The organism is Bradyrhizobium denitrificans, assembly GCF_013179005.1.
Taxonomy (GTDB): domain Bacteria; phylum Pseudomonadota; class Alphaproteobacteria; order Rhizobiales; family Xanthobacteraceae; genus Bradyrhizobium; species Bradyrhizobium denitrificans.
Window position 1 is genome coordinate 1 of the sequence record NZ_JABFDP010000024.1, and the last position, 25621, is coordinate 25621.

29 protein-coding genes are annotated in these 25621 nt (G+C 64.5%); 22 read left to right on the forward strand and 7 right to left on the reverse strand.

The features are described from left to right. The 11 genes from HL671_RS25620 to HL671_RS25670 form a co-directional block, all read left to right on the forward strand. Nucleotides 1-552: P-loop NTPase family protein (locus HL671_RS25620; RefSeq protein WP_470287772.1), on the forward strand; the 552-nt coding region annotated here is incomplete at its 5' end. An 82-nt stretch (nucleotides 553-634) separates the two neighbouring features. Then, entirely contained in the window at nucleotides 635-1372 is a 738-nt protein-coding gene (locus HL671_RS25625) for a nitrogen fixation protein NifQ (RefSeq protein WP_012045779.1), read from the forward strand. A 17-nt stretch (nucleotides 1373-1389) separates the two neighbouring features. Continuing rightward, complete coding sequence (gene irrA / locus HL671_RS25630) at nucleotides 1390-1884, forward strand: iron response transcriptional regulator IrrA (RefSeq protein WP_172239909.1); 495 nt, start codon at nucleotides 1390-1392, stop codon at nucleotides 1882-1884. Between the two features lie 315 nt (nucleotides 1885-2199). After that, the gene (gene nifV, locus HL671_RS25635; protein ID WP_172239912.1) at nucleotides 2200-3339 is read left to right on the forward strand and encodes a homocitrate synthase; all 1140 of its coding nucleotides are present in this window, start codon (nucleotides 2200-2202) and stop codon (nucleotides 3337-3339) included. A 2-nt stretch (nucleotides 3340-3341) separates the two neighbouring features. Further along, nucleotides 3342-4133, forward strand: a complete 792-nt coding sequence (gene cysE / locus HL671_RS25640) for a serine O-acetyltransferase (protein ID WP_012045775.1) — start codon at nucleotides 3342-3344, stop codon at nucleotides 4131-4133. Continuing rightward, a complete protein-coding gene (nifW, locus tag HL671_RS25645) occupies nucleotides 4130-4468 on the forward strand; it encodes a nitrogenase stabilizing/protective protein NifW (protein ID WP_012045774.1) in 339 nt (112 codons plus the stop codon). The genes cysE and nifW overlap by 4 nt, the downstream gene beginning before the upstream one ends. Nucleotides 4469-4728: 260 nt before the next feature. Then, nucleotides 4729-5574, forward strand: coding sequence for an electron transfer flavoprotein subunit beta/FixA family protein (locus HL671_RS25650; protein ID WP_172239915.1), 846 nt, complete (start codon nucleotides 4729-4731; stop codon nucleotides 5572-5574). A 52-nt stretch (nucleotides 5575-5626) separates the two neighbouring features. Continuing rightward, nucleotides 5627-6733 carry an electron transfer flavoprotein subunit alpha/FixB family protein gene (locus tag HL671_RS25655; protein ID WP_012045772.1) on the forward strand — a complete coding sequence of 369 codons (1107 nt, stop codon included), beginning with the start codon at nucleotides 5627-5629 and terminating at the stop codon, nucleotides 6731-6733. Nucleotides 6734-6755: 22 nt separating this feature from the next. Next, a complete protein-coding gene (locus HL671_RS25660) occupies nucleotides 6756-8063 on the forward strand; it encodes an FAD-dependent monooxygenase (RefSeq protein WP_012045771.1) in 1308 nt (435 codons plus the stop codon). Between the two features lie 42 nt (nucleotides 8064-8105). Then, entirely contained in the window at nucleotides 8106-8402 is a 297-nt protein-coding gene (locus HL671_RS25665; RefSeq protein ID WP_006609708.1) for a ferredoxin family protein, read from the forward strand. 146 nt (nucleotides 8403-8548) lie between these two features. After that, nucleotides 8549-8755 (forward strand): TOBE domain-containing protein, encoded by a 207-nt coding sequence (locus HL671_RS25670; RefSeq protein ID WP_012045770.1) that lies wholly within the window; start codon nucleotides 8549-8551, stop codon nucleotides 8753-8755. Nucleotides 8756-8796: 41 nt separating this feature from the next. Here the strand turns inward: HL671_RS25670 and HL671_RS25675 are convergent, their stop codons facing one another. Continuing rightward, a complete protein-coding gene (locus HL671_RS25675; protein ID WP_172239918.1) occupies nucleotides 8797-9354 on the reverse strand; it encodes a DUF2478 domain-containing protein in 558 nt (185 codons plus the stop codon). 144 nt (nucleotides 9355-9498) lie between these two features. On the opposite strand from HL671_RS25675, the gene modD reads away from it, so the two are divergent. After that, the gene (gene modD, locus HL671_RS25680) at nucleotides 9499-10365 is read left to right on the forward strand and encodes a ModD protein (RefSeq protein WP_041750928.1); all 867 of its coding nucleotides are present in this window, start codon (nucleotides 9499-9501) and stop codon (nucleotides 10363-10365) included. Between the two features lie 144 nt (nucleotides 10366-10509). On the opposite strand, the gene HL671_RS25685 is transcribed toward modD, so the two are convergent. The 3 genes from HL671_RS25685 to HL671_RS25695 all read right to left on the reverse strand — a co-directional run bounded on the left by HL671_RS25685 (nucleotide 10510) and on the right by HL671_RS25695 (nucleotide 13047). After that, a complete protein-coding gene (locus HL671_RS25685; protein ID WP_244424153.1) occupies nucleotides 10510-11256 on the reverse strand; it encodes an SEL1-like repeat protein in 747 nt (248 codons plus the stop codon). 688 nt (nucleotides 11257-11944) lie between these two features. Then, complete coding sequence (ahpD, locus tag HL671_RS25690; RefSeq protein WP_172239924.1) at nucleotides 11945-12490, reverse strand: alkylhydroperoxidase, AhpD family; 546 nt, start codon at nucleotides 12488-12490, stop codon at nucleotides 11945-11947. A 2-nt stretch (nucleotides 12491-12492) separates the two neighbouring features. Then, nucleotides 12493-13047, reverse strand: coding sequence for a peroxiredoxin (locus tag HL671_RS25695; RefSeq protein ID WP_012045765.1), 555 nt, complete (start codon nucleotides 13045-13047; stop codon nucleotides 12493-12495). A 687-nt stretch (nucleotides 13048-13734) separates the two neighbouring features. Here HL671_RS25695 and HL671_RS25700 point away from each other — a divergent pair. Further along, complete coding sequence (locus HL671_RS25700; RefSeq protein WP_012045764.1) at nucleotides 13735-14490, forward strand: SDR family NAD(P)-dependent oxidoreductase; 756 nt, start codon at nucleotides 13735-13737, stop codon at nucleotides 14488-14490. Nucleotides 14491-14496: 6 nt separating this feature from the next. Here the strand turns inward: HL671_RS25700 and HL671_RS25705 are convergent, their stop codons facing one another. Genes HL671_RS25705 through HL671_RS25715 form a run of 3 tightly spaced genes read right to left on the reverse strand, consistent with a single transcriptional unit; the run spans nucleotide 14497 to nucleotide 17052 of the window. After that, nucleotides 14497-15198, reverse strand: coding sequence for a DUF1045 domain-containing protein (locus HL671_RS25705; RefSeq protein WP_012045763.1), 702 nt, complete (start codon nucleotides 15196-15198; stop codon nucleotides 14497-14499). A gap of 7 nt (nucleotides 15199-15205) precedes the next feature. Continuing rightward, on the reverse strand, nucleotides 15206-16393 hold the full coding sequence (locus tag HL671_RS25710) for an alpha-D-ribose 1-methylphosphonate 5-triphosphate diphosphatase (RefSeq protein WP_172239927.1): 1188 nt from the start codon (nucleotides 16391-16393) through the stop codon (nucleotides 15206-15208). Beyond that, on the reverse strand, nucleotides 16390-17052 hold the full coding sequence (locus tag HL671_RS25715; RefSeq protein WP_012045761.1) for an LbetaH domain-containing protein: 663 nt from the start codon (nucleotides 17050-17052) through the stop codon (nucleotides 16390-16392). Before HL671_RS25715 ends, HL671_RS25710 begins: the two co-directional genes overlap by 4 nt. 172 nt (nucleotides 17053-17224) lie before the next feature. Between HL671_RS25715 and phnC the strand changes: the two genes are divergently transcribed. The 9 genes from phnC (at nucleotide 17225) to HL671_RS25760 (ending at nucleotide 25621) form a co-directional block, all read left to right on the forward strand. After that, nucleotides 17225-18034, forward strand: a complete 810-nt coding sequence (gene phnC, locus HL671_RS25720; RefSeq protein WP_012045760.1) for a phosphonate ABC transporter ATP-binding protein — start codon at nucleotides 17225-17227, stop codon at nucleotides 18032-18034. 81 nt (nucleotides 18035-18115) lie between these two features. Continuing rightward, nucleotides 18116-19048, forward strand: coding sequence for a phosphonate ABC transporter substrate-binding protein (gene phnD, locus HL671_RS25725; protein ID WP_172239930.1), 933 nt, complete (start codon nucleotides 18116-18118; stop codon nucleotides 19046-19048). Between the two features lie 123 nt (nucleotides 19049-19171). Beyond that, on the forward strand, nucleotides 19172-20056 hold the full coding sequence (phnE, locus tag HL671_RS25730) for a phosphonate ABC transporter, permease protein PhnE (RefSeq protein ID WP_012045758.1): 885 nt from the start codon (nucleotides 19172-19174) through the stop codon (nucleotides 20054-20056). Then, the gene (phnE, locus tag HL671_RS25735) at nucleotides 20053-20901 is read left to right on the forward strand and encodes a phosphonate ABC transporter, permease protein PhnE (RefSeq protein ID WP_012045757.1); all 849 of its coding nucleotides are present in this window, start codon (nucleotides 20053-20055) and stop codon (nucleotides 20899-20901) included. Before phnE (HL671_RS25730) ends, phnE (HL671_RS25735) begins: the two co-directional genes overlap by 4 nt. A gap of 160 nt (nucleotides 20902-21061) precedes the next feature. Continuing rightward, on the forward strand, nucleotides 21062-22069 hold the full coding sequence (locus HL671_RS25740; RefSeq protein WP_172239932.1) for an ABC transporter substrate-binding protein: 1008 nt from the start codon (nucleotides 21062-21064) through the stop codon (nucleotides 22067-22069). Between the two features lie 48 nt (nucleotides 22070-22117). Next, nucleotides 22118-22933 carry an ABC transporter permease gene (locus tag HL671_RS25745; protein WP_172239935.1) on the forward strand — a complete coding sequence of 272 codons (816 nt, stop codon included), beginning with the start codon at nucleotides 22118-22120 and terminating at the stop codon, nucleotides 22931-22933. A gap of 4 nt (nucleotides 22934-22937) precedes the next feature. Continuing rightward, nucleotides 22938-23723, forward strand: coding sequence for an ABC transporter permease (locus HL671_RS25750; RefSeq protein ID WP_172239938.1), 786 nt, complete (start codon nucleotides 22938-22940; stop codon nucleotides 23721-23723). Between the two features lie 2 nt (nucleotides 23724-23725). Further along, a complete protein-coding gene (locus tag HL671_RS25755; protein WP_172240132.1) occupies nucleotides 23726-24775 on the forward strand; it encodes an ABC transporter ATP-binding protein in 1050 nt (349 codons plus the stop codon). 3 nt (nucleotides 24776-24778) lie between these two features. Next, entirely contained in the window at nucleotides 24779-25621 is an 843-nt protein-coding gene (locus HL671_RS25760; protein ID WP_172239940.1) for a phosphodiesterase, read from the forward strand.

Here is a 25621-nt window from a genome sequence, read left to right on the forward strand (position 1 = left end):
GAGAACGGCGCCTATGAGGACATCGACTACGTGTCCTACGATGTGCTCGGCGACGTGGTCTGCGGCGGCTTCGCGATGCCGATCCGTGAGAACAAGGCGCAGGAGATCTACATCGTGATGTCCGGCGAGATGATGGCGATGTATGCCGCCAACAACATCTCCAAGGGCATTCTGAAATATGCGAACTCCGGCGGCGTGCGCCTGGGCGGCCTGGTCTGCAACGAACGCCAGACCGACAAGGAGCTCGAGCTGGCCGAGGCTCTCGCCAAGAAGCTCGGCACCCAGCTGATCTATTTCGTGCCGCGCGACAACATCGTGCAGCACGCCGAGCTGCGCCGCATGACTGTGCTGGAATACGCGCCGGAGTCGGTTCAGGCCAACCACTACCGCAACCTGGCGACCAAGATCCACGGCAACGCCGGCAAGGGCATCATCCCGACGCCGATCACGATGGACGAGCTCGAGGACATGCTGATGGAGCACGGCATCATGAAGGCGGTGGACGAGAGCCAGATCGGAAAGACTGCCGCCGAACTCGCCGCAACGGCTTAAGCAGTCTTGGTACCGGCCTTCCTCCCGTCGGAAGGCCGGTACCTCTTCGCAAGTCCCGTCGCAGGCCGCAGGGGATCACGCTATGACCATTGCCATCGTGGACGTCTCGCGCTCGGTGTCCTCCGGCCTGCCGTCGTCGCCGGATGATGGCGGCCTCGGATGCAGCGGTCAGCATCGTGGCCGCCAGATCTACCGCTTGCTGACAGGTGTCGATCCCGATGACGCCCGCATCGACGACGATGCCAGCTTCGACCGTCACGTGATCGCATCCATCCTCGCCGTCGCTGCGATGGAGCACGGCACGCTGGCGGAACGGGCAGGGCTGTCCACGATCGAGCTGATCACGCTCCTGGCGCAGCTGTTTCCCGCGGCATCGATCGATTCCTCCTGGCTGCCGATCAACGGCGCCGCCCCTGCGCCTGACGATGACGAGATCACGATGGTGCGCGATCTGCTCGCCGCTCAGCGTTCAACCCCTGGCGACACCAGCCGCTGGCTCGCGGCGATGGTCGCGCGGCGCGCGATGGAGCCGAACCATCTCTGGGAAGATCTCGGCCTGCGCGAGCGTTCCGAACTGTCGCGGCTGCTGATGCGTCATTTCGCGCCGCTGGCCAGCCGCAACACCCGAAACATGCGCTGGAAGCGCTTCTTCTACCGCATGCTGTGCGAGGACGACGGCTTCGTGATGTGCACGACGCCGGTCTGTACCCAATGCAACGATTTTCAGCTCTGCTTCGGCGAGGAGGGCGGCGAGAGCCGGATGGCGGAGCGGCGCCGCGAGGTCGCGCTGCAGGAGGCGGCCGCAAGCGCGGCCATGTGAGTTCGAGGATTGCAACGATGTTGTTGGACGCCCAGCTTGGATCCCCGTGCAACGGTGACGGCGGCCTGTGCCCCGCGGCTGACACCTGCGAGGCGGGCGAGACGCTGGTGCGCCGTTGCGAGGACACCTTGCGAAAGGCCGGGCTGCGGCCGACGCAGCAGCGCCAGCAGCTGAGCCGGATTCTGTTCGGCAATGGCGATTGTCACATCACGGCCGACGCGCTCTATGCCGCCGCCGTGGCGAGCGGCATGAAGATCTCGCAGGCGACCATCTACAACACGCTCAATCAGTTCGTCGAGCTCGGGCTGTTGCGGCAGATCGGTGTCGATGGCTCCCGGTCGTTCTTCGACACCAACACCACGGTGCATCCGCATTTCTTCTATGAGGACGAAGGCGTGCTCGTCGACGTCCCCGAACATGTCGCGTTCGATCAACTGCCCGAGCCGCTGCCAGGCTATGGCATGGAGCGGATCGACGTCATCATTCACCTGCGCCGCAGGCGGCACGCCTGACACCGCGGCCGGCCGCCACGGCTGCGAGGCTGCGCGCACCGCCGGCCATCCCTGACGTTGGATTTCCGACCCTGTTACGAATCCGACAATGCGGTCGGCGACGAAAAACATCACATCTTCAACCGATTGAGGCCAGGTCCGGCGGTGGCATGGCGGTTGCTGAGGAGCCTGTGGGCCGCGATCGAGCGTCATGCTTCTGGCGGCCGTCACAGGTTGCGACGGAGCAAGTGAATGCCTGACGTCTTCGGACCGCGCGGGCCCAGGAATGCCCAAGATGCCCGCTCACCCGAAGGGAGTACGGTCTCTCGGAGCCCGATGCCCCGGGTCATCCTGAACGACACCACGCTCCGCGATGGCGAGCAGGCGCCCGGTGTCGCCTTCGCGCTCGCGGAGAAGGTCGCGATCGCCCGCGCCCTGGCGCGGGCCGGCGTTCCGGAGATCGAGGCGGGCACGCCGGCGATGGGGGCCGACGAGATCGCCGCGATCCGCGCGATCGTCGACGCCCGTCTGCCGGCAACCATCATCGGCTGGTGCCGGATGCGCGAGGCGGATGTCGATGCCGCGATCGCGGCCGGTGTGTCGATGGTGAATGTCTCCATTCCGACGTCGGACGTGCAGATCGCGGCCAAGCTCGGTGGTGGCCGCAGTGCTGCGCTGGAACTGCTCAAGCGCGTCGTTACTTACGCGCGCCAGCGCGGACTGGATGTGGCCGTCGGCGGCGAGGATTCGTCGCGCGCCGATGTCGGCTTCCTGGCAGAGGTCATCGCCACGGCCAAGGCACTCGGCGCGCGACGCTTCCGTGTCGCCGATACGCTGAGCGTGCTTGATCCCGACGCGACGTTTGCGCTGGTCAATGCCCTGCGCGCGACCACGGATCTGGAGATCGAGTTTCACGGTCATGACGATCTCGGCCTCGCCACCGCCAACACGCTGGCCGCGGTCAAGGCCGGCGCGACGCATGCATCGGTCACCGTGATCGGCCTCGGCGAGCGCGCCGGGAACGCACCGCTGGAGGAAGTCGCCGTCGCCCTGCGCCAGCTCTACCGGCGCGAGACCGGGATCGTGCTGGCTGAGCTCGATCGTGTCGCCAATGTCGTCGCAGCCGCCGCGGCGCGTGCCATTCCGCTCAACAAGGCGATCGTCGGCGAGCACGTCTTCACCCACGAATCCGGCATTCACGTTGATGGCCTGCTGAAGGATCAGCGGACCTACCAGGCGCTCGATCCGATGCTGTTCGGCCGCTCCAACCGAATTGTGATCGGCAAGCATTCCGGCCTGTCGGCGATCACCTCGCTGCTGTCGGATCTGCGCCTGCCGGTGAGCGCCGACCAGGCCCAGCGGATCCTGGCCCGCGTGCGCAAGCATGCGGTCGTGCACAAGGGTCCGGTGCCGAAGGAAGCCGTCGCCGCCATCTGGCGCGAAGTCTGCGATCACCCGCTAGCGAGCTTTGCCTGATCATGAGCGACATCGTCGACACGCCGATTGCCAAGCCCGTCGCAGCCGATATGCGCCCGCCGTCGCTGCTCCAATTGATCCGTGAGGACATCGGCTGCGTCCGCTCGCGCGATCCCGCGGCGCGCAGCGAGATCGAGACCTTGCTGACCTATCCCGGCATCCACGCGCTGATCTGGCATCGTCTCGCCCACCGGCTGTGGATCCATGGCTGGCGCTTCCCGGCGCGTCTGTTGTCCTGGCTCGGACGCTTCCTCTCCAATGTCGACATTCACCCGGGCGCAGAGATCGGCCGCCGCTTCTTCATCGACCACGGCGCCTGCGTCGTGATCGGCGAGACGGCCGAGGTCGGCGACGACGTCACACTGTATCACGGTGTGACATTGGGCGGCACCTCGTGGTCGCCGGGCAAGCGGCATCCGACATTGGAGAACGGTGTCGTCGTCGGGGCCGGTGCCAAGATCCTCGGACCGATCACGATCGGACCGCGCACCCGCGTCGGCGCGAATTCTGTCGTCATCCAGAGCACGCCGCCGGATGTCACCGTGGTCGGCATCCCGGCCAAGGTGGTGCGCCCCGAGTTCACCCACCGCCGCACCGTCGGCCGCATCGATCTCGATCACCATCTGATGCCCGATCCGGTTGGCGAGGCGCTGTCGGTGATGCTGGACCGGATCGAGTTCCTCGAGGCGCAGCTCGCGCATGTCCGGCAAAAGGTGCGCCAGGGGCCGCCGCCGCCGGCGCCGATCAACGGATGCGAGGTTGACCCGATTCTGACCCAAGGAGCAAAACGATGACCGCGGCAACACCGAACGTTCTCGACGAGCTGAAGAAGACCTCGGCAGCGGAAGAGTTCTTCAAGCTGCTAAACGTCGACTATGATCCCAAGGTGCTGAACGTCTGCCGGCTGCACATTCTTAGGCGAATGGGCCAATATCTCGTCAGCGAGGATTTCTCGGACGTCTCCAACGAGGAGATTTCCTCGCGCTGCAAATCGTTCCTGGAGCAGGCCTATCAGGACTTTGTCGTCTCGTCGCCGCTCGATCAGCGTGTCTTCAAGGTGCTCAAGGAAGCCGTCGCGCCGCCGAAGCCGGCGCCCAAGCCCTTCGTGTCACTGACCACGCTCAAGTAACAGACGAACTCATCAGGGCATCCAGAGGCGCCGCCAGTTCAACTGGCGGCGCTTCTGCTTTGACGGCAATCGACATGCTGTTCAGCTCCTGTCGCATTCCCGACGCGTGTTGCTTGCGACGTGTCGGACCTCCGCGCCAATTCTGAGCAACAACTCAGGTCTATGCGCCAAGCTGTTGAATCTGGCTCGATATTCGCTGCGACGAAAACTGGTACGACAATTGCTGTCCTCATCGCAGGCCCACATACCGGAGTGATCGCATGCATATCGTCGTCTGCATCAAGCAGGTCCCGGACTCCGCGCAGATCCGTGTTCATCCGGTCACCAACACCATCATGCGTCAGGGTGTGCCGACCATCATCAATCCCTACGACCTGTTTGCGCTCGAAGCGGCGCTGCAGCTGCGTGACAAGTTCGGCGGCGAAGTGACGGTGCTGACCATGGGACCGCCATCAGCCGAGGACTCGCTGCGCCGCGCGCTGACCTACGGCGCCGATCGTGCCGTGCTGCTCACGGACCGCTTCTTTGCCGGCGCCGACACGCTGGCCACGACCTACGCGCTGGCGACCGCCATTCGAAAGATCAGCGAGACCTTCGGCGCGCCGGATATCGTGTTCACCGGCAAGCAGACCATCGACGGCGATACCGCCCAGGTCGGTCCCGGCATCGCCAAGCGGCTCGGCCTGCTGCAGCTGACCTATGTGGCGAAGATCAACGAGGTCGACCCGGTCGCGCGGACCATCGAGGCCGAGCGCCGTTCGGAAGGCGGCGTCCAGGTGCTCAAGACCAAGCTGCCATGCCTGGTGACGATGCTTGAGGCGACCAATGAGATCCGCCGCGGCGCCATGGCCGATGCGTTGCGCGCTGCGCGCGCGCAGATCGTGACCTGGAGCGCCAAGGACGCGGGGGTCGAGGACATCTCGAAGTGCGGCCTGAAGGGCTCGCCGACCATCGTGAAGCGCGTGTTCGCGCCGTCGGCCCGGGCCGAGAAGGCGACCATCGTCGATTTCGCCAATCGACCGCCGGCGGAGACGCTGATCGAAGAGCTGTTCAAGCGTCAGCCGAAGCTCGAGGCCGAGCTGATTTCGTCGGCGCACGGCTTCTGACTTTGCCATCAGACTTCGGTTTCGGACATCGAGCTTCAACGGGACGACGACCATGAGCGAACCCACCAAAGCACCGCCTGCCGCAGCCGGTCGCGCCGCGACCAAGAAGGAGCTGCCGGAGCATTTCAAAGCCTACAAGCACGTCTGGGTGTTCATCGAGCAGGAGCGCGGACAGGTTCACCCCGTGTCCTGGGAACTGATGGGCGCCGGCCGCAAGCTCGCGGACAAGCTGAAGGTCGACCTTGCAGCCGTCGTGATCGGACCGCCCGGTGAAGCCGTCCAGCACGCTGCCGCGGAATCGTTCTGCTACGGCGCTGATCTCGCCTATATCGTTGCCGACGAGGTTCTCGGCGATTATCGCAACGAGGCCTACACCAAGGCGCTGACCGACACCGTCAACACCTTCAAGCCGGAGATCCTGCTGCTCGGAGCGACCACGCTCGGCCGTGACCTCGCAGGCTCCGTGGCGACCACGCTGCTCACGGGTCTGACCGCCGACTGCACCGAGCTGGACGTCGACGCCGACGGCTCGCTGGCGGCGACGCGGCCGACCTTCGGCGGCTCGCTACTGTGCACCATCTATACGCTGAACTACCGGCCGCAGATGGCGACCGTGCGTCCGCGGGTGATGCCGATGCCCGACCGCGTGGAAAAGCCCGCGACCCGGATCATCGAGCACAAGCTCGGCCTCGTCGAGGAGGACATCGTCACCAAGGTGCTGTCCTTCATTCCGGATCGCGACTCCGCCAAGTCCAACCTCGCTTATGCCGATGTCGTCGTCGCCGGCGGTCTGGGCTTGGGCTCGCCGGAGAATTTCCAACTGGTCAAGGGACTGGCGGCGGTGCTCGGCGCCGAGTTCGGCTGCTCGCGGCCGCTGGTGCAGAAGGGCTGGGTCACCTCGGACCGCCAGATCGGCCAGACCGGCAAGACCATCCGTCCCAAGCTCTACATCGCCGCCGGCATCTCCGGCGCCATCCAGCATCGGGTGGGCGTCGAGGGCGCCGACCTGATCGTCGCCATCAACACCGACAAGAACGCGCCGATCTTCGACTTCGCGCATGTCGGCATCGTCACCGACGCGATCCGGCTGCTGCCGGCGCTCACCGAGGCATTCCGCGCGCGGCTATCGCCGCATTCACGCGACCGTATCGCAAGCTAGGCACCAGAGAGGGAGCAGGGCAATGATCGAGGAACGTTTCGACGCGATCGTCGTGGGCGCCGGCATGGCGGGCAATGCAGCAGCGCTGACCATGGCCCAGCGCGGCATGAAGGTGCTGCAGCTTGAGCGCGGCGAATATTCCGGCTCGAAGAATGTGCAGGGCGCGATTCTCTATGCCGACATGCTGGAGAAGCTGATCCCGGACTTCCGCGAGGAAGCGCCCCTGGAGCGGCATCTGGTCGAGCAGCGGTTCTGGATGCTCGACGACAAGTCGCATGTCGGCCTGCATTACAAGTCGGACGACTTCAACGAGGAGAAGCCGAACCGCTACACCATCATCCGGGCGCAGTTCGACAAATGGTTCTCGTCGAAGGTCAAGGAAGCGGGCGCGATCGTGCTCTGCGAGACCACGGTGACCGAGCTGGCGCAGGACGCCTATGGCAAGGTCATCGGCGTCAGGACCGACCGGCGCGATGGTGAGATCCACGCCGACGTGGTGGTGCTTGCCGAGGGCGTCAACGGCCTGCTCGGCACCCGTGCCGGCTTGCGCGAGCGGCCGAAGCCGGAGAATGTTGCGCTGGCGGTCAAGGAGATGCACTTCCTGCCGCGCGAGACGATCGAGGCGCGCTTCAACCTGAAGGGCGATGAGGGCGCTGTGATCGAGGCGGCTGGCACCATCTCCCGCGGCATGACCGGCATGGGCTTCATCTACTCCAACAAAGAGTGCATCTCGCTCGGCATCGGCTGCCTCGTCTCCGACTTCCAGAAGACCGGCGAGACGCCCTACGGCCTGCTCGAGAACTTCAAGAAGCACCCGTCGGTCGCGCCGCTGATCGAAGGCTCGGAGGTGAAGGAGTATTCGGCGCATCTGATCCCCGAGGGCGGCTATAACGCGATCCCGGAGCTCTGCGGCGATGGCTGGGTCGTGGTCGGCGACGCCGCCCAGCTCAACAATGCCATCCACCGCGAAGGCTCGAACCTGGCGATGACCTCGGGTCGGATCGCGGCGGAGGCGATTTTCCAGGTGAAATCGCGCCGCGATCCAATGACGAAGCAAAACCTCGCGCTCTACAAGAAGATGCTCGAGGAGTCCTTCGTCATCAAGGATCTGAAGAAATACAAGGACATGCCTGCGCTGCTGCACAACCAGTCGCAGAACTTCTTCCTGACCTATCCGCAGCTGGTCTCGAAGGCGATGCAAAACTTCGTGCGTGTCGACGGCACGCCGAAGAAGGAGAAGGAGAGCAGCACCCTGCGTTCGTTTGTGAGCGCGAGGTCCTGGACAGGCCTGTTCGGAGACGCGTTCCGCTTCGCGCGGGCGTGGCGCTGATAGCTGAAGTGAACGAAACAACTGGGCCAAGGGAGATCAGAGATGAGCACGGATGTCGCTGTCAGGGTCGAAGACAAGCTGTTCTATAATCGCTATCAGGTCGATCCCGGCCGGGCCCATATCAAGGTCCGTCCGCATACCACGCCGAGCCCGCAGCTGAAGGCGCTGCTCAAGGCCTGTCCGGCGCGCTGCTATGAGCTGAACGATTCGGGCCAGGTCGAGATCACGGTTGATGGCTGCATCGAATGCGGCACGTGCCGCGTCATCGGCGAAGCCAGCGGCGATATCGAATGGAGCTATCCGCGCGGCGGCTATGGCGTGCTGTTCAAGTTCGGCTGAGAGCCGGCCGGATCGGACAGATGCTCTCGGCAATCAGCGCTCGGCAGGTGCTGTATCGAAGTTGATATAGGTCATTGAGTCCGGGCGCTCTCTGTGCTGACATCTGGCTGCAGCAACGGTGCTGCCGAGGATGAGGAGAGCAGCACGTGAAGCTGAGCGCACGAAACGTCTTGCCGGGGAAAGTCATCTCCGTCGCCAAGGGAGCCACGACAGCTCATGTCAAGGTCGAGCTGGCCCCTGGATTGACGGTCTTCTCGGCCATCACCAATGAGGCGGTGGAGGAGCTTGGGCTCGCTGTCGGTGACAGTGTGTCGGCCGTGATCAAGTCCTCGGACGTGATGATCGGCAAATAGAATGAAGCTTGCGGAAATGAGTTGGGTGGCCGAGACGGCGTTCAGCGAACGCTGCCCGCCTTTGAGCTCAGCATGAGCCACCATTCATCCATTGCGGATCGGGACGGCGGCAGCAGCGTGCCGAACTCGCCGGCAAAGCTCCGCCAGTCCTCGATGCATTTCTGCGGCACGGCAGTCAGAACCGGAATGCCGGAGGTGATGGCATCGGCGAGCTCGCCGCGCAGTCCGCTTCCGGACGCCTCCTGCTTGGAGAATTTGTTGATCACGATGAGGTCGGCATGCGCGGCGATGGCGCGGTGAACGGCCATGCCGGCTTCGGCAAGCCCTGCGGCGTCCAGCTTGCAGGCTGTCGATCCGCTGCCGAGATCCTGGCAGATCGAGATCGTGTCGCCATTGCCGAGGTCGATCACATCCATCCCGCTCTTTCGGCCGACGTCGTTTCGCGTATTGCGCTGGACGATGCCGCCAACCCGCACGCCGCGCTGCAGGAGGCCCTGGGCGAAATCGTCCAGCAGAACATCGGCATCGTCGCCCGGCCCGTAGAGGACGGCGGCGAGACGGGGAGGATCAAGCTCGGCGGGTAGACGATCGCGTGGCATCACGGGCAACCTCGGGTGACTGCTGCGATGTCGTTCGACGATTCCGGCCCGAATGGTCCGGCGATCGGCGGCGAGCAGCCGGATGCGACTATATCGAGGTTGTGGCCCTGAGACAAAGATCAGAGACAAAGAGGAGTGTCGTGCGTGCCGACCAGCGTTCCGCGATATGACCTGGAGACCCTGCTTCGTGATGACGTTCCCTATGGCGACCTGACGACAGAGGCGCTCGGGATCGGTGCCGCGCCCGGCCAGATGCAGTTCGTTGCGCGCGACCGGATGGTCCTGGCGCTGGCGGAAGAGGCCGCTGCATTGATCGCGCTCACCGGTTGCAAAGTCGATCTGCTCGCCGCGAGTGGAAAGGTACTGGAGAATGGCAGTCCGATCCTGCGCGCAGAGGGCGCGGCCGCCGGCTTGCTGCGCAGCTGGAAGGTGGCGCAGACCCTGATCGAGATCTGGTCCGGCGTGGCGACGGAAGCCCAGGCGATCGTGCGTGCGGCGCGCACGGTGAACCCGGACATCGCCGTCGCCTGCACGCGCAAGAACGTTCCGGGCGCGAAGCAGTTCGCGGTGGCGGCGGTCAAGGCGGGGGGCGCGATCATGCATCGGCTCGGCCTGTCGGAGACGATCCTTGTGTTTCCCGAGCATCGGGCCTTTCTTGGCGACATGCCGCTCGCCGCCGTCGCTGAGCGGTTGCGGCGCTCCGCGCCGGAGAAGCGGCTCGTCATCGAGGTCACCTCGATCGAGCAGGCGGTCGCCGCGGCTGTGGCCGGCTTCGATGTCATCCAGGCCGAGAAATTTCCGGCCGCTGATATCGAGGCGCTGGTCAGGCGCGTCGGCGCGATGGCCGCCTTGCAGATACGGCCGATCATCGCCGCCGCCGGCGGGGTCAACGCACAGAATGCGGCCGCCTATGCGGCGGCGGGCGCCGACCTGCTGGTCACCTCGGCCCCCTATCTGGCGCGACCATGCGACGTCCAGGTCCGCATCACACCGGCATCCGCTGCAGCTTGAAGGCGCATCTGTGTTGAGGCTGGCCAGCGTGGTACTTCTGTCGGCGCCGCTCCGTGCCATGACCCCGAGAGCCTGGCAGCGGCGCAGTATCATGACCGGGGCGGCACGCCGGTCGATATTATCGTCGGCTGCGTCGCGCGGGTCCTATCGCACGGCTGATTGCTGGACGCGGCGACTGGCTTCCGGAGAGCCCTGCTCAGCGGCCTTGAGATACCAAGTCCTTGCCCTGGCTGGGTCGGGCACGGCTCCGAGCAGCCTCAGCTTCGTCAACTCGATCGGATCATAGGTCCGTGCGAGCAGGAAAGAGGCGTCGGCATGTCCCGCATCGGAGAGTCGGGTGAGGATCAGGCGCGCGCTGGCCACGTCCCCCGCGGACAGCAGATCACGGCCTCGCTTCATCAGCGACTCGACCTCCTCGCGCGGCAACGGCATGGTCGGGCGCGGCGGAACGGAAGAAGCCGCGGGTACGGGATTGGAGGCGGCCAGGGCAGCAGGGGCGGGAGCGGCGGTGGCCGCTGCTGCCGATGATGTCGGGGGCCACGGACGCGGGCCAGCGTCCGGGCTGGCTGACGCGATGATGGCGGCAGTCGCGGGCGGATCCTCCTGGGCCATCTTCGCTTCGGCGGGGTCGATCTGGGCAAGACTTTCCAGCACAGCCGCCGGCATGATCGGGGACTTGCGGCTCCGCTCCGATCCACCATCGTCCAGCGTCACCACGTTCGCGACCATCATGGCCACCGACGCAGCGATGCCGATGGCGGCTCCGATCCTGACGATGGCGCCCAGACGAGATGTCCGGTCTGAGTCCACCGGAGGGAGGGGCATGACGACGGGGTCGAGCTTTGCGCTCAGCAGACCACGGCGGAATTCCTCATCGACAAGGTCTGTCACGCTCGGTGTCGCGGTCAGGGCGTTCTGCCGTGCGACCAGATGGGACGGCAGCGGGCTGAAGGGGCTCGAGTCCTGGACAGGCAGTCCCCCATCGCTCTGATGTCGCCGCGGAGCGTATTTCCGGAGCTCCTCATTGGCCCAAGGCGGAGTCGGCTTGGCCGGTTCATTCTGAACTGGAGCACTCATTACTAGGCCTCCTGTCTTCCACGACCCGCGTCGCGGAAGAGATCTTCAGGGCGTCAGGCGCGCGTGATCCAACCGAGCTAGCATCACCAGGCGAGCCGCGATATCGCCAACGCTTCTGCCGGGACTGGCAGATCAGTTTCCTTCCGCGATGCGCGCCACCCATTTTGCGCGCGCTGGTCACAATCGGGGTTGCTTGGCCCCTAAGCTGATCAATGTTCTTGGCGGGAAGGGTGAGCGGGTAAGGCTATTCCGTGGAAATTTCCCGGCCAGGCCCATTGTCAAAACACACGCTGTACGCGAATTTATGTTGATGTCTACCCGAGGCGAGAACGGTGCCTGAAGTATCATGGTGCCGCCACGATGCGCGTGCGGGCGGGACGACAGGCGGTTAGCATGGGCGCCAACCGCACCACGGAATGAATTTACGCCACAACTATTGAGCGAGTTGTCCAAAGCAAATGCGGCCGAACGATGCCGGCCGCAATCACATGTCGATCGTTTTCTATTCGGCCGCTAACGGCACGGTGACAGCCGCTGCCTCGATTGCGACGGCGACCGACTGAATGATGGCCGCGAAGCGGACCGCGGCCTGGATCGACGCCGCGCTGACGCCGGCCTCCTTCAGAACCCTTTCATGGGCATCGATGCAGGTCCCGCAGCCGTTGATCGCCGACACCGCCAGCGACCAGAGCTCGAAATCGGCCTTGTCGACGCCCGGATTGGCGATCGCATTCATGCGCAGCCGCGCCGGCATCGTCGCGTATTCCTTGTTCGTGGCGAGATGCACAAACCGGTAATACACGTTGTTCATGGCCATCAGCGCGGCGGCCGTCTTGGCGGCGGTCAATGCCGCCGCCGACAGATGTGCCGCCGCCACCGCTTCCAGCGCCGCTGTCACGGTCGGGTTGCGGGTGGCGATCGCGCAGGCAACGAACAGGCCGTATTTGGCCTGCGGGGACAGGCTCTCGTCCGACGCCATCGACGACAGGTTCAGCCTGACGTCCTTGGCGAAATCCGGAATCTGCTCCTTGAGCTGCTCGATGGACACGGTCAGGCGACCTTCAGAGTGGCGCCGCCGACCTCGCGATTGCAGGGGCAGAGCTCGTCGGTCTGCAACGCGTCGAGCACCCGCAGCGTGTCCTTCGGCGCGCGGCCCACGTTCAGATTGGTCGCATAGACGTGCTGAATGGTGTTGTCGGGATCGACCACGAATGTGTAGCGATAGGCCACGCCGTCGGGCGAGCGCACGCCGAGACCGTCGACCAGCGACCCCTTGGTGTCGGCAAACTGCCAGATCGGCAGCTTGTGAAGGTCCTTGTGGTCACGGCGCCAGGCCAGCTTGCAGAACTCGTTGTCCGTGGAGCCGCCGAGCACGACGGCGTCGCGGTCTTCGAAGTCCTTTGCCAGCCGAGCGAACTCGGCGATCTCCGTCGGGCAGACGAAGGTGAAGTCCTTCGGGTAGAAGAAGATGACCTTCCACTTTCCAGGAAAGCTGGTTTCGGTCAGGGTCTCGAAGGCGCTTTCGCCCTTCTCCTCATGAAGCTGGAAACCGGGCTTCACGCCGACGATTTCGAACGAGGGCAGCTTACTTCCAATTCCGAGCATGTGGCACTCCAAAGAAATTTCTGCGCTGCAATAGCGAGGCGTATTGTGCATTGCAAGCGATATGCCATTCACTATCAACATCAATGCGTTGTCGGAAAGTCGACATGCTGCATTGCTGATGCTGCAATTGCGAATGCCGATATTGTTCGAGACCGTCTGAGAGGCCGGCCGATCCACCGCGCAGCGTTCGATTCGTGACAACGGGACGAAGATGCACCGTGCATCTGGAGCGCGTGGGGAAGCCGAGCCACAAACGAGAATTGACACAAGCGAGCTGGAAAGGCCGTCGGGCTCGACATGCTGGGCCTTGAAAAGCGGTGCGCGGTCGCCGCGGCGCTGCTGCATCTTCTTTGTGCGGCGACGCTCAGCCGATTCGTGTGACGACCGCGTTCTGCGATGCACCCATGGGCAAAGCGGTTCGTCGAAGGGCAGCAAGACGACAACGCCTGGGCAGCGTGAGGCCGGCACAGACGTACATTCTCACAGCGTCAGCTTTTTCAGCAGTTCGCGTCTGTTATTTCGCCTTGCTGCGGCATCCCGGGACCGTAACCTCCTCGCAAGTTTTCGCTTGGTCATCATGTCGCTTGGTCGTCGAGGCGCACAGCTCCCGGTTGGTCATCGGTGCCGTGCGCGCCGGCCATGATGATCGAGCTCGCAGACGGGCGTGAAGCCGTAGGGGAGAGCATCATGGATCTCGGGCTGACCGGCAAAAGCGTGCTGGTGACCGGTGGCAGCAAAGGCATCGGGCGCGCGATTGCGGAGCTGTTTGCCGCTGAGGGCGCGAACGTCGCCATCTGCGGGCGCGATGCCGAGGCGGTCGGCGCGGTGGTGACGAAGCTCACGGGCAGCGGTGGAAAGGCCTGGGGGCAGGGCATCGATGTCGCCGATCCCGTCGCGCTCAAGGGCTGGGTCGATGGCGCCGCCAAGGCGTTCGACAGCATCGACTGCCTGGTCTGCAATGTGAGCGCGCTCGCCGTCGGTGATACGCCGGAGACCTGGGAGAAATCCTTCCGCACCGACATGATGCATACCGTCAATGCGGTCGCGGCGGCCATCCCCTATTTGGAAAAGTCGCCATCGGCCTCGATCATCATCATCTCCAGCGTCTCCGGATTTGAAGTCGATTTTGCCGCGGGATCCTATGGTGCGATCAAGGGCGCCTTGCTGCATTACGCGAAGGGGCTCGCGCATCAGCTCGTCGGCAAGGGCATTCGGGTCAATGCCGTGTCGCCCGGCAACACCTACTTCGAAGGCGGCATCTGGCAAAACATCGAGAACGGCTCGCCTGATCTGTTCAAGACGGCGATGGGCCTGAACCCGACCGGTCGCATGGGAACTGCGGAGGAGGTGGCTTTCGGCGTAGTGATGTTGGCCAGTCCGTTGGCGAGCCGGATTTCGGGAACCAACCTCATTATCGATGGTGCCCTGACCAAGGCGGTGTGAGCGCAATCATCGGTCCGCGATCCGCCAGCTTGCAAGGATGCTGAAACGGCTGCGCGGGGTCGGCTGACAGAATAGCGCAATCCTGTCGATCGCCAGCGAGGTGATGCCGAGCGCCGCGTAGCGCGCTTGCAGCATGCTGAGGATCGGTCGGCGCCGTTCGTCGGACAGGCGGCACGTCAGCGTCATGTGAAACCGAAAATCGTCCATGACGTAGGGATAGCCCCAGCGATCGAGGTGCGCGCGCTGCTGCGGCGAGAGCAGCTCTGGCTTGCGGCGCGCGCGATCCTCCGCGGTCATGGCCGCGCGAAACGGTTCGAAGGCGCGCACGCATTCAGCGGCGAAATCCTGCAGGGCCGGCGAGACTTCGCCCGGAATGACGGCAACGAAGCCGCTGATCGCGTCCACCACCGGCCGGATCATCGGAACCGTTCTTGGAGCCGCAGCGAAGCCGGCGCAGGCGTCGCACAATTCGCGCTCGCTGCGCGTCTCGGCCAGACTGAACGGCGCCTTCAGCGTCGCGTGAAAGCCGTATTTGCGCGCGTCGGCGGTGAGCTCGGCCCAGTCCGGGACGTCGTTGACGACGTCGTCCGGACAAGGACGATCGCGGCCGGTCCAGGCGTCGTAGCCGAGTAGGTCGGCCCCGAACGCACTCAGTGCCGTGTCGGCCGGTGGCGTGTAGTAGATCGCGTAGCGCGGGAAGCCTGTCATCGGTGGCTCACTCCGCCGCGACCGCGCGCGGCACGGCGACGGCGTGGAGGCGAGCGGCCTCGGTCAGGTAGACCAGGCGTCCCGATGCCACCACGGCCACGACACGCGGACGCAACGCGTCGCTGTCGTCAATGAGGATGATATCCGCGCGCAAGCCTTCCGCGAGGGATCCGCGATCGGACAAGCCTGCCGCTCGGGCCGGGCCGGCCGAGATCAGCTCCCAGGCGCGTGGCAACGGACAGATGCCGTCGGCCGCGAGGCGATACGCGGCGAGCAGGGGTGCCGGATAATAATAGTCCGACGCCAGCACCGAGCACAGGCCCTTGGCGATCATGTCGCTCGCCTTGGTCCAGCCGGTATGGCTGCCGCCGCGGACCACATTGGGCGCGCCGAAGACGATCGCATCGCCGCCGCCGGCAGCCTCGCGCGCCGTCGCTTCATTGACCGGAAATTCGGCGATCGTCACGCCCTGGCAGCGAAACGCCTTGCGCATCTCCGGGCTATCGTCGTCATGCGACAACATCCGCACGCCGGCCGCGCGCGCGGCTTCCGCCAACCGGGCAATGGACGTCGGAACGGCGTCACCGCGCGATGCGATGCGCGTGACGAGGCGGTCGAAATCATCGCCGGACAGGCCGGTGCGGTCGACCATACGCTGGCGTTTGTGCGGCTTTTCGAGGCTCGCGACCGTCGAGTCCATGTGGTCGTTGAAGGCGAACAGGTCGATGCGCCGCGCCGCGAGCAATTGGCGGATCTCGTCCTCATCGTCGAGATTGTAGGTCTCGTGGCGCAGATGGAAGCGGGTGTCCGCGGCAAGCCGCGACCGCAGGCTTTCGATCGCCTCGAGCAGGCGACGCGCATTTCCGGCGCTGCGCAGGCCCGGCTCCCACGACCAGGTCGTGGCATGAAACACTGTCGTGATGCCGTTGCTGACCGCCTGCCGGTCGCTGTCGATCAGGGCCACGTCGATCGGAAAATCGACGCCGGCGCGCGGCATCATCTGCCGCTCGAAGGCATCGCCGTGGATGTCGACAATGCCGGGCAGCACGGTCAGTCCGCGCGCGTCGAGTGCCATGCCCGATGGCGGGCGGCGGGGATCGATCGCAGCGATCTCGCCGTTGGCGACGAGCAGCGATGCTTCGACGAGGTCGGAGCCGATCAGGCAACGGCCGTTGGAAATCGAGATGTCGGTCATGGGGCGGCACTCTGCCGCAGCGCGCGGCCGCCGTCGAGAGCGGCTTCATATTTGTCCAGGAAGGCGCTGATCTCGAGCCGCCGGAAATCAGGCAGCGCCCGGCGCAGCGCCGCGTGGTCCCAATCCCACCAAGCGAGATCCATCAGACGCTGTTCGACCTCGACCGGAAAACGACGCTTGATCGGCCGGGCCGGGTTGCCGGCGACGATCGTATAGGCCGGCACATCCTTGGTGACCACGGCTCCCGCAGCGACCACGGCGCCGGTGCCGATGTTGCGCCCAGGCAGCACGATTGCGCCATGCCCGATCCAGACGTCATGGCCGATCTCGACGTGATGTTCCCGGCGCCACGTGAAGAACTCCGCATCATCGGCCTCGCCGGGAAAATACGCGCTGGCGCGATAGGTGAAGTGGGCCTGGGTCGCGCGGTGCATCGGGTGATTGCCGGGATTGATCCGGGTCATTGCCGCGATCGAGCAGAACTTGCCGATCGTCGTGTAGGTGATCTGGGAGTCGTTCACGACGTAGGAATAGTCGCCCAACGTCACCTCCTGCAGGATGGTGCGGGCGCCGACCTCGCAATAGATGCCGAGCTTCACGTCCTGGAGCTTGGCCGAGGGATCAACAGTTGGTTCGGTCGAAAGTGATTTGCCGGCCATCTCGCGCTCTGTGTGCGGTACCTTGCGGTGGATGATGCCTCATTATGACGAGTGCGTGACAGCCGCATGACGCCGGATGTGTGGATGATCGTCGCAGCGCAGCGTGACTGTCACATATCTGTAGAATCCGGACGCTAGCGATAGCGACAAAGCGAGGCGTCTGGAGAATTCTATGCTGGTGGTGGATGGCCTGACGTGCCGCTTCGGCACGAAAGCCGCGGTCGACAACGCATCATTCTCTATTGCTCCCGGCAGTTTTGTCGGCGTGATCGGCCGATCGGGGGCCGGCAAGTCGACCCTGCTGCGCTCGATCAATCGCCTGAGCCCGGTGACCTCCGGGCGCGTCCTCTTCAAGGACCTCGACGTGACCGCGCTGCGTGGTCGCGAGTTGCGGCAGTGGCGCGCACGCTCCGCCATGATCTTTCAACAGTTCAATCTCGTCGGCCGGCTCGACGTGCTGACCAACGTGCTGATGGGGCGGCTGGCCGAGATTCCGTCGTGGCGCTCGCTGGCACAGCTCTGGCCGGCGGAGGACGTCGCCATGGCACTGTCGGCCCTTGAGCAGTTCGACATGGCTGCGCTTGCCGCGCAGCGCGCCGATCAATTGTCCGGTGGCCAGCAACAGCGTGTCGCGATCGCGCGCGCTCTGGTCCAGAATCCTGAGATCATTCTTGCCGACGAGCCGATTGCCTCGCTCGATCCGCGCAATACCAAGATCGTGATGGATGCGCTGCTGCGCATCAACAAGCATTTCGGCATCACCGTGATCTGCAATCTGCATTCGCTGGATCTGGCGCGGAGCTATTGCGATCGCCTGATCGGCATGGCCACGGGGCGGGTCGTTTTCGACGATGTGCCCGCGGCCCTGACGGCGCAGATTGCGCGCGAACTCTACGACCTCGAGGCTGACGAGGTCATGGGAGCGGCTCATCCGGCGCCGGCGGCAACCGTGCCGGCGCTCGGCGAAGCCGCCGTGGCCTGACGACAGGAATTTTCTGCGACCTTGGATCTCCGCAGGTGCTGAGGACGAGGTCTGTTATTTACTGCAACAAGAGGGCAATTCATGATCAATCGTCGCATCGTTCTCGCGGGCGTCGCTGCGCTGGCGTTCACCGCTTCGGCCTCCGCTGAAGATTGGAGGGCGAAGTATCCAGAGCTGACCTTTGCTATCATTCCGGCAGAGAATGCGTCCGGTGTGACTGAGCGGTGGACGCCGTTCGTGAACTATCTATCCAAGGAACTCGGTACCAAGGTCACGCTGCGCATCGCCAACGACTATGCAGCCGTGATCGAGGGGCAGCGCGCCGGCAATATCCACATCGCAAGTTATGGCTCGGCCTCGTTCGCCCGCGCCCGGCTGACTGGTGTCAAGATCGACGCCTTCGCCAACGACATCAATGGCGACGGCAGCACCGGTTACTACTCTGTGTTCTTCGTCAAGGCCAACAGTCCCTATCAGAAGGTCGAGGACCTCAAGGGCAAGAATCTCGGCCTGGTCGATCCTAACTCGACCTCCGGCAACAACGTGCCGCGTTTCGAGCTGAACAAGATGGGCATCACCAATGCCGATGGCTATTTCGGCAAGGTCGTGTTCACCGGCAGCCACGAGAATGCGATCCTGGCGCTGGCGCAGGGCACCGTCGACGTCGCGGCGAACCAGTGGACCAGCGATAACGACTCGACGCTGGCGCAGATGCTGACCAAGGGCATGCTGAAGAACGCCGATGGTTCGCCGATGAAGAAGGACGATTTCCGCATCATCTACAAGTCCGCGCCGATCATCAATGGTCCCTACGCCTACAGCTCGGACCTGCCCGAAGACGCCAAGCAGGCGATCGCCAAGGCCTTCTTCGAAGCTCCAGCCAAGGACAAGGCGGCCTACGATCGTCTGTTCGACGGCCAGCGGAAGGGCTTCAATCCAGCTACGACCAAGGACTGGGACGGCACCATCGACCTGATCAAGTTCGTCGACAGCCTGCGCAAGAAGGCCTCCTGATCGACACATCATGCCAGCAAGAGCCGGGTCGGACAGACCCGGCTCTTGTCTTGCGCAAGGTTGGTCGAGCAAGCTTTGTCAACCCACGTCTGACACATCCGAACCGGAAGCAGCACAACTCCGATGGCGGTCGCCGTTTCGATCCTGCCGAGCCAGCAACTTGCGGCTCTGAACGGCGTCTATCGCCGGGCGGTGTTCCGCCGTCGTCTGCGCTTTGCGATCTCGGCGGTGGTGTTCATCGCCGTGCTGCTGGTTGCGGCGGTCGGCGCCGAGGTCAATCTGCGGACGCTCTACACCTACTTCGGCAATTTCGTCAGCTATTTCGATCGCATCTTCACGCTCGATGACGGTCAGCGGGTCTGGACCAACATTCCCGAATGGTTCTGGGGCCTCAAGAAGTGGCTCAAACTGCTCGGCGAGACGCTGCTGATCAGCTATGTCGGCACCATCGCGGGCATGGTCGTGGCATTCTGCCTCAACTTCCTCGCCGCGGAGAACACCTCGCCGGCGCCCTGGATCCGCTTCGTGGTACGGCGCCTGCTCGAATTCGCCCGTACCGTGCCGGGCATCGTGTTCGCGCTGATTTTCGTCATCGCCTTCGGTCTTGGCCCGATCCCCGGCGTGCTCGCGATCGCCGTGCATTCCAGTGGGGCGCTCGGCAAGCTGTTCTCCGAGGTGGTCGAAAACGCCGACATGAAGCCGGTCGAGGGCATTCGCGCGACCGGCGCAAGCTGGCTGTCCTGCATGCGCTTCGCGGTGCTGCCGCAGGTGATCGCCGGATTTTCCAGCTACACGCTGCTGCGCTTCGAAATCAACGTGCGCGAAGCCTCGGTGATGGGCTTCGTCGGCGCCGGCGGCATCGGGCAGGAACTCGTGGTCGCAATCCGCAAATTCTACTACTCGGATGTCAGCGCCATCCTCGTCATGATCGTGCTGACGGTGTTCCTGATCGATATCAGTACCGGCTGGCTGCGCGGACGGTTGTTTGGCGCGGAGGCCCGCTCATGAGCCGTCAGCAGGCGCCCGACTCGCAACAGATCCGGGAGCGCTATCCCGAGATCTTCGACCGGCCGCTGTCCGCCCGGCTGGCGACGCCGCTGGTGCTGGTGCTCGCACTGGCGATCTTCGTCTTCGGCCTTGTCGATCTCGAATTCTCGCCGTCGCGCATGCTGTCGGGCCTCAGCCAACTCGGCTGGATCGCGCTCTTGATGCTGCCGCCGGATCCCGGCGCCTCGCTGCCGATCTATCTGAAGGCCCTCGGCGAGACGCTGTCCATCGCCGTGCTGGGCACGACGCTGGCCGCATGTTTTGCGCTGCCAGTCAGCCTGCTCGCAGCGCGCAACATCATCCCCTCGGCGATCTTCCGCTTTCCGGTGCGCCGGCTGTTCGACACCATCCGAGGCGTCGACACGCTGATCTGGGCGCTGGTCTGGATCAATGTCGTCGGTCTCGGCCCGTTTGCCGGCGTGCTCGCGATTGCCGTTTCGGATTTCGGCGCGCTCGGCAAGCTGTTCTCGGAAGCGATGGAAAGCGCGGACAGGAAACAGGTCGAAGGCGTGCGCGCCTCGGGCGGCAGCGCGCTGCACGAGATCCGCTTCGGCCTCCTGCCGCAGGTTCTTCCCGTGATCGCCGGCCAGGTGTTGTACTTCATCGAATCCAATACCCGTTCGGCGACGATCATCGGCATCGTCGGTGCGGGCGGCATCGGGCTGCAGCTGGCCGAGCAGATCCGCGTGCTGGAATGGCAGCGGGTGTCGTTCCTGATCCTGATGATCCTGGTGGCGGTCGCGGCGATCGACTGGATCTCGGGCAAGCTGCGCTTCGCCATCATCGGCCGCCGCGCCGTCGCCTGATCATGTCGGCAGCTGAAGGTAGAGGTCGTTCGTAAGCAAACGATGAGCGTGCGGCCTCGCTTGTGTGCGCCGCACGCGCTGTCGCAAATCCTTCATGCGCCGCCTTTAGGGGAAGCTCCGGAACTGGCCGCCGTGCCAGACATACGGAGTTTTCAACGTCATGAAGGTCACCCGCCTCGTTCTTGCGCTGCTCGCGCTGGTCGTCCTGGCGCCGTCGCAGCAAGCCAAAGCCGCTGACGTCATCTGCTACAATTGTCCGCCGGAATGGGCTGATTGGGCCTCGATGCTCAAGGCCATCAAGACCGATCTCGGCTATGACATCCCGCACGACAACAAGAACTCCGGCCAGGCGCTGGCCCAGATTCTCGCCGAGAAGAGCAATCCCGTCGGCGACATCGGCTATTTCGGCGTCACCTTCGGCATGAAGGCGAAGGCGCAGGATGCGCTGGAAGCCTATAGGCCGGCCAATTGGGACCAGGTCCCGGCCGGTCTGAAGGACGCCGACGGCTATTGGACCACCATCCATTCCGGCACGCTCGGCCTGTTCGTGAACAAGGACGCGCTCGGCGGGAAGCCGGTCCCGGCCTGCTGGAAGGATCTGCTGAAGCCCGACTACAAGGGCATGGTGGGCTATCTCGATCCGAGCTCGGCGGCTGTCGGCTATGTCGGCGCTGTCGCGGTCAATCTTGCGCTTGGCGGCTCGCAGTCCAATTTCGATCCGGCTCTGAGCTTCTTCAACGACCTGAGCAAGAACGATCCGATCGTGCCGAAGCAGACGTCCTATGCGCGCGTGGTCTCGGGCGAGATCCCGATTCTGTTCGACTACGACTTCAACGCCTACCGCGCAAAATACACCGAGAAGGGCAATTTCGAGTTTGTGATTCCCTGCGAGGGTTCGGTGGTGTTTCCTTACGTCGTCGGCCTGGTGAAGAATGCGCCCGACAAGGACAAGGCGAAGAAGGTCATCGACTACCTGCTCTCCGACAAGGGCCAGGCGATCTGGACGAATGCCTATCTGCGTCCGGCACGTCCGATCGAGCTGCCCGAGGCCGTCAAGACCAAGTTCCTGCCGGACAGCGACTACGCCCGTGCCAAGAGCGTCAATTGGGGCGACATGGAAACGGCGCAGAAGGCGTTCGTCGACCGTTATCTGTCCGAGGTCCGCTAAGGAGGACCAGGTCCCGCCGGCCCTGGCCGGCGGGACGTCCGTGATCTCATGTCGCACAAATCCTTCGTCTGGATCTGCCTGTTGCCTTTGGCGGCCGTGACGGCCGCCTTCTTTCTGCTGCCGATGGCGCGGCTGCTCGTCACCGGTGCGGAAGGACCACGCGGGCTGGCCGAATATCTCGCGATTCTCGTCGAGCCGCGCTACCGCGCCACGCTCCTGAATACGGTGCTGCTGGCGGCGGCGACCACCGTCGCGACGCTGATCATCGCAACCATCGCCGGCCTGTTCCTGCAGCGTCACCGCTTCCCCGGGCGTGCGGTTCTGGTGGCGATCCTGACATTCCCGCTGGCGTTTCCCGGCGTCGTCATCGGCTTCATGATCATCCTGCTGGCCGGCCGCCAGGGGCTGATCGGCGATGTCTCGGCGCGCCTGACCGGAGACAAGCTCGTCTTCGCCTATTCGATCTATGGCCTGTTCCTCGGCTACCTCTATTTTTCGATCCCGCGCGTCATCCTCACCATCATGGCCGCGGCGCAGAAGGTCGATCCGGGGCTTGCGGAGGCGGCGCGCTCGCTCGGCGCCGGGCCCTTCGCCGTGCTGCGCGACGTGATCCTGCCGGCGCTCGCGCCGGCTCTTGTGGCCTCAGGTGCCATCGCCTTTGCCACGGCCATGGGTGCGTTCGGAACGGCCTTCACTCTGGCCACCAATATCGATGTGCTGCCGATGCTGATCTACACGGAGTTCACTTTGGCCGGAAATCTCGCGACGTCGGCGGCGCTATCGGTCGGGCTCGGCGTGATGACCTGGCTCATCCTGGCGCTGGCGCGCTCCTTTACCGGCAACTCCGTTGCGGCGGCGGGATAGACGCGTGCGCGACCGGATCATCTTCGCCCTGCAACTTCTGTTCACCTTGATCGTCGCGGCGTTTCTCGTCGTGCCTGCCGCGCTTTCGATCGCGGCGGGCGTGACCGTCAACTACTTCCGCGGCATCCAGTCCGGCGTCACGCTGCAATGGGTCGCCCAGGTCTTCGATCTCTATGCCGGCACGATCATGGCCTCGATCGCGATCGCGCTGGGGACGCTGCTGGTCACGCTCGTCGTTGGCGTTCCCGCAGCCTACGCGCTCTATGTCCGCAGCGGCCGGCTGGCTCGCCTGGTCGAGGAGATCATCACCTTGCCGGTCGCAATTCCGGGTCTCGCGCTGGCGCTCGGGCTGCTGTTGTCCTATGGCGGCTTCGGCAACTTTCGCCGCTCGTGGCTGTTCATTCTTGCGGGCCATGTCATCTTCACGATGCCGTTCATGGTGCGCTCCGTCATGGCCATCTTCGCCAGCATCGACGTCAAGTCGCTGGATGAAGGCGCCGCATCGCTCGGTGCCGCGCCCTGGCGCCGTTTCGTCGATGTCATCGTGCCCAATGCGGCGCCGGGCATCCTGGCCGGCAGCCTCATGGTGGTGACGCTGTCGCTCGGCGAGTTCAACCTCACATGGATGTTGCACACGCCCTTGACCAAGACCCTGCCGGTCGGGCTCGCCGACAGCTACGCGTCGATGCGGCTCGAAGTGGCCTCGGCCTATACGTTGATCTTCTTCGTCATGATCATTCCGCTGTTGGTGGCGATGCAATGGATCGGCGAGATGGGGAGTGCGAAGTGACGATGATGATCCGCCATGGCGCGGCGCTGAAGGTCGAGAACTGCGGCAAGACCTTTGCCGACGGCACCTGCGCGCTCGCGCGCGCCACGCTCGACATTGCGCAGAGCGAGACGCTGGTGCTGCTTGGTCCCTCCGGCTGCGGCAAGACCACGCTGTTGCGGATCGTCGCCGGGCTGGAGATGCCCGATGCGGGCGGCCGCGTGCTGTTTGACGGCAAGGATCTGACGCGGCAGCCGATCGAGAAGCGCAATGTCGGGATGGTGTTCCAATCCTACGCGTTGTTTCCCAACATGACCGTGGCGGAGAATATCGGCTACGGGCTCAGGATCCGCGGCGTGTCGAGGTCGGAACGCGCGGCGCGTGTCGCCGAGCTGATCACGCTGACCAATCTGGGCGGACTGGAACATCGCCGCATCGATCAGCTGTCCGGTGGTCAGCGGCAGCGCGTCGCGCTGGCGCGCGCCGTCGCCATCAGGCCGAGCGTGCTGCTGCTCGACGAGCCGCTGACCGCGCTCGATGCCGCCCTGCGCGAGCGCCTGCGCGGCGAATTGAACGGCCTGCTGCGCACGCTGGGCATCACGGCGATCTATGTCACGCATGACCAGGCCGAGGCGATGGAGCTCGGCGACCGCATCGTGGTGATGCGCAAGGGCGCGATCGCTCAGGTCGGAACGCCGCGCGAGATCTACTTCACCCCTGCCGACCGCTTCGTTGCGGAGTTCGTCGGCGCGGCCAATATCATCGAGGCCCCGATCGAGAGCGGCGATCTGATCCTGCCCGGCGGTCGTCAGCCGGTCGGTTCGACTCGCGCCAAGGCCGTGGCGATGGTCCGCCCCGAGACGATCGCGATCGTGGATGCGGACAAAGCGAGCCTCACCGGCGTCGTCGACAGCATTCGTTTTGCCGGCGACCGTCAACGCATCATCGTGCGCGACGCGGCCGCGATTCCGCTTGCGCTGGATGTGCCGCACACGATCCATGTGCGCGCGGGCGAGCGGATCGGCCTCTCCATCGCGGCGGACTCGATTCGCCTGCTTCCCGCGGAAGGCTGACCCATGACGAAGAGCCCCATCCTCATCGCCCAGATCTCGGACCTCCACGTCAAGGCGCCCGGACATCTGGCCTATCGCCGGGTCGATACGGCGCTGGCGCTGAGCCGCTGCGTCGATGAGCTGAACAGGTTCGTCCCCCGGATCGATCTGGTGGTAATCTCCGGCGATCTCGCCGACACGCCGTCGACGGCAGAGTATGATCACCTCAAGAGCCTGCTGGCTGGTCTCGCCATTCCCTTCGTGGCCGTTCCCGGCAACCACGATTCGCGCGCGCTGATGCGCGCTGCCTTTCCGGATCATTGTTTCGCAATGCCGTCCGGTGCGCTGAACCGGCGCGTCGAGCTCGCCGATCTGGATCTGCTTCTTCTCGACTCCAGCGTTCCCGGTCATCCGCATGGTGAGCTCGGCGACGAGACGCTGCACTGGCTGGACGCCGAATTATCCGCCCGCGCGGACAGGCCGGCGCTGTTGTTCCTGCATCATCCGCCCTTTGCCGCGGGCATCTGGCACATGGACCGGCAGAATCTGCGCAATGCCGACGCCCTGGCCGAGATCGTCGCGCGGCATCCGCGCGTCCAGCTGATCGGGTGCGGACATGTCCATCGGGCGACGCTGACGAGGTTTGCCGGCGTCCTCTGTACGATCTGTCCTGCGCCGAACCACGCCGTCGATCTCGATCTGGCTGAGCGCCAGCCGCCGTCCTTCAGGATCGAGCCGCCGGCCTTCAATTTGCATGCCTGGTTTCCCGGCGCGGCGTTCGGCACGCTGGTCACGCATCAGATCCCGATCGGCGATTTCGGTGGGCCGCATCCGTTCTTCAACGCGGACGGCACGCTGATCGATTGA

Bases quoted from the DNA above. Each gene is read 5' to 3' on its own strand.
- HL671_RS25625 (WP_012045779.1), top strand. From the start codon at position 635: ATGACCATTGCCATCGTGGACGTCTCGCGCTCGGTGTCCTCCGGCCTG.
- irrA (WP_172239909.1), top strand. From the start codon at position 1,390: ATGTTGTTGGACGCCCAGCTTGGATCCCCGTGCAACGGTGACGGCGGC.
- nifV (WP_172239912.1), top strand. From the start codon at position 2,200: ATGCCCCGGGTCATCCTGAACGACACCACGCTCCGCGATGGCGAGCAG.
- cysE (WP_012045775.1), top strand. From the start codon at position 3,342: ATGAGCGACATCGTCGACACGCCGATTGCCAAGCCCGTCGCAGCCGAT.
- nifW (WP_012045774.1), top strand. From the start codon at position 4,130: ATGACCGCGGCAACACCGAACGTTCTCGACGAGCTGAAGAAGACCTCG.
- HL671_RS25650 (WP_172239915.1), top strand. From the start codon at position 4,729: ATGCATATCGTCGTCTGCATCAAGCAGGTCCCGGACTCCGCGCAGATC.
- HL671_RS25655 (WP_012045772.1), top strand. From the start codon at position 5,627: ATGAGCGAACCCACCAAAGCACCGCCTGCCGCAGCCGGTCGCGCCGCG.
- HL671_RS25660 (WP_012045771.1), top strand. From the start codon at position 6,756: ATGATCGAGGAACGTTTCGACGCGATCGTCGTGGGCGCCGGCATGGCG.
- HL671_RS25665 (WP_006609708.1), top strand. From the start codon at position 8,106: ATGAGCACGGATGTCGCTGTCAGGGTCGAAGACAAGCTGTTCTATAAT.
- HL671_RS25675 (WP_172239918.1), bottom strand. From the start codon at position 9,354: ATGCCACGCGATCGTCTACCCGCCGAGCTTGATCCTCCCCGTCTCGCC.
- HL671_RS25695 (WP_012045765.1), bottom strand. From the start codon at position 13,047: ATGCTCGGAATTGGAAGTAAGCTGCCCTCGTTCGAAATCGTCGGCGTG.
- HL671_RS25700 (WP_012045764.1), top strand. From the start codon at position 13,735: ATGGATCTCGGGCTGACCGGCAAAAGCGTGCTGGTGACCGGTGGCAGC.
- HL671_RS25705 (WP_012045763.1), bottom strand. From the start codon at position 15,198: ATGACAGGCTTCCCGCGCTACGCGATCTACTACACGCCACCGGCCGAC.
- HL671_RS25710 (WP_172239927.1), bottom strand. From the start codon at position 16,393: ATGACCGACATCTCGATTTCCAACGGCCGTTGCCTGATCGGCTCCGAC.
- HL671_RS25715 (WP_012045761.1), bottom strand. From the start codon at position 17,052: ATGGCCGGCAAATCACTTTCGACCGAACCAACTGTTGATCCCTCGGCC.
- phnC (WP_012045760.1), top strand. From the start codon at position 17,225: ATGCTGGTGGTGGATGGCCTGACGTGCCGCTTCGGCACGAAAGCCGCG.
- phnD (WP_172239930.1), top strand. From the start codon at position 18,116: ATGATCAATCGTCGCATCGTTCTCGCGGGCGTCGCTGCGCTGGCGTTC.
- phnE (WP_012045758.1), top strand. From the start codon at position 19,172: ATGGCGGTCGCCGTTTCGATCCTGCCGAGCCAGCAACTTGCGGCTCTG.
- phnE (WP_012045757.1), top strand. From the start codon at position 20,053: ATGAGCCGTCAGCAGGCGCCCGACTCGCAACAGATCCGGGAGCGCTAT.
- HL671_RS25740 (WP_172239932.1), top strand. From the start codon at position 21,062: ATGAAGGTCACCCGCCTCGTTCTTGCGCTGCTCGCGCTGGTCGTCCTG.
- HL671_RS25745 (WP_172239935.1), top strand. From the start codon at position 22,118: ATGTCGCACAAATCCTTCGTCTGGATCTGCCTGTTGCCTTTGGCGGCC.
- HL671_RS25755 (WP_172240132.1), top strand. From the start codon at position 23,726: ATGATGATCCGCCATGGCGCGGCGCTGAAGGTCGAGAACTGCGGCAAG.
- HL671_RS25760 (WP_172239940.1), top strand. From the start codon at position 24,779: ATGACGAAGAGCCCCATCCTCATCGCCCAGATCTCGGACCTCCACGTC.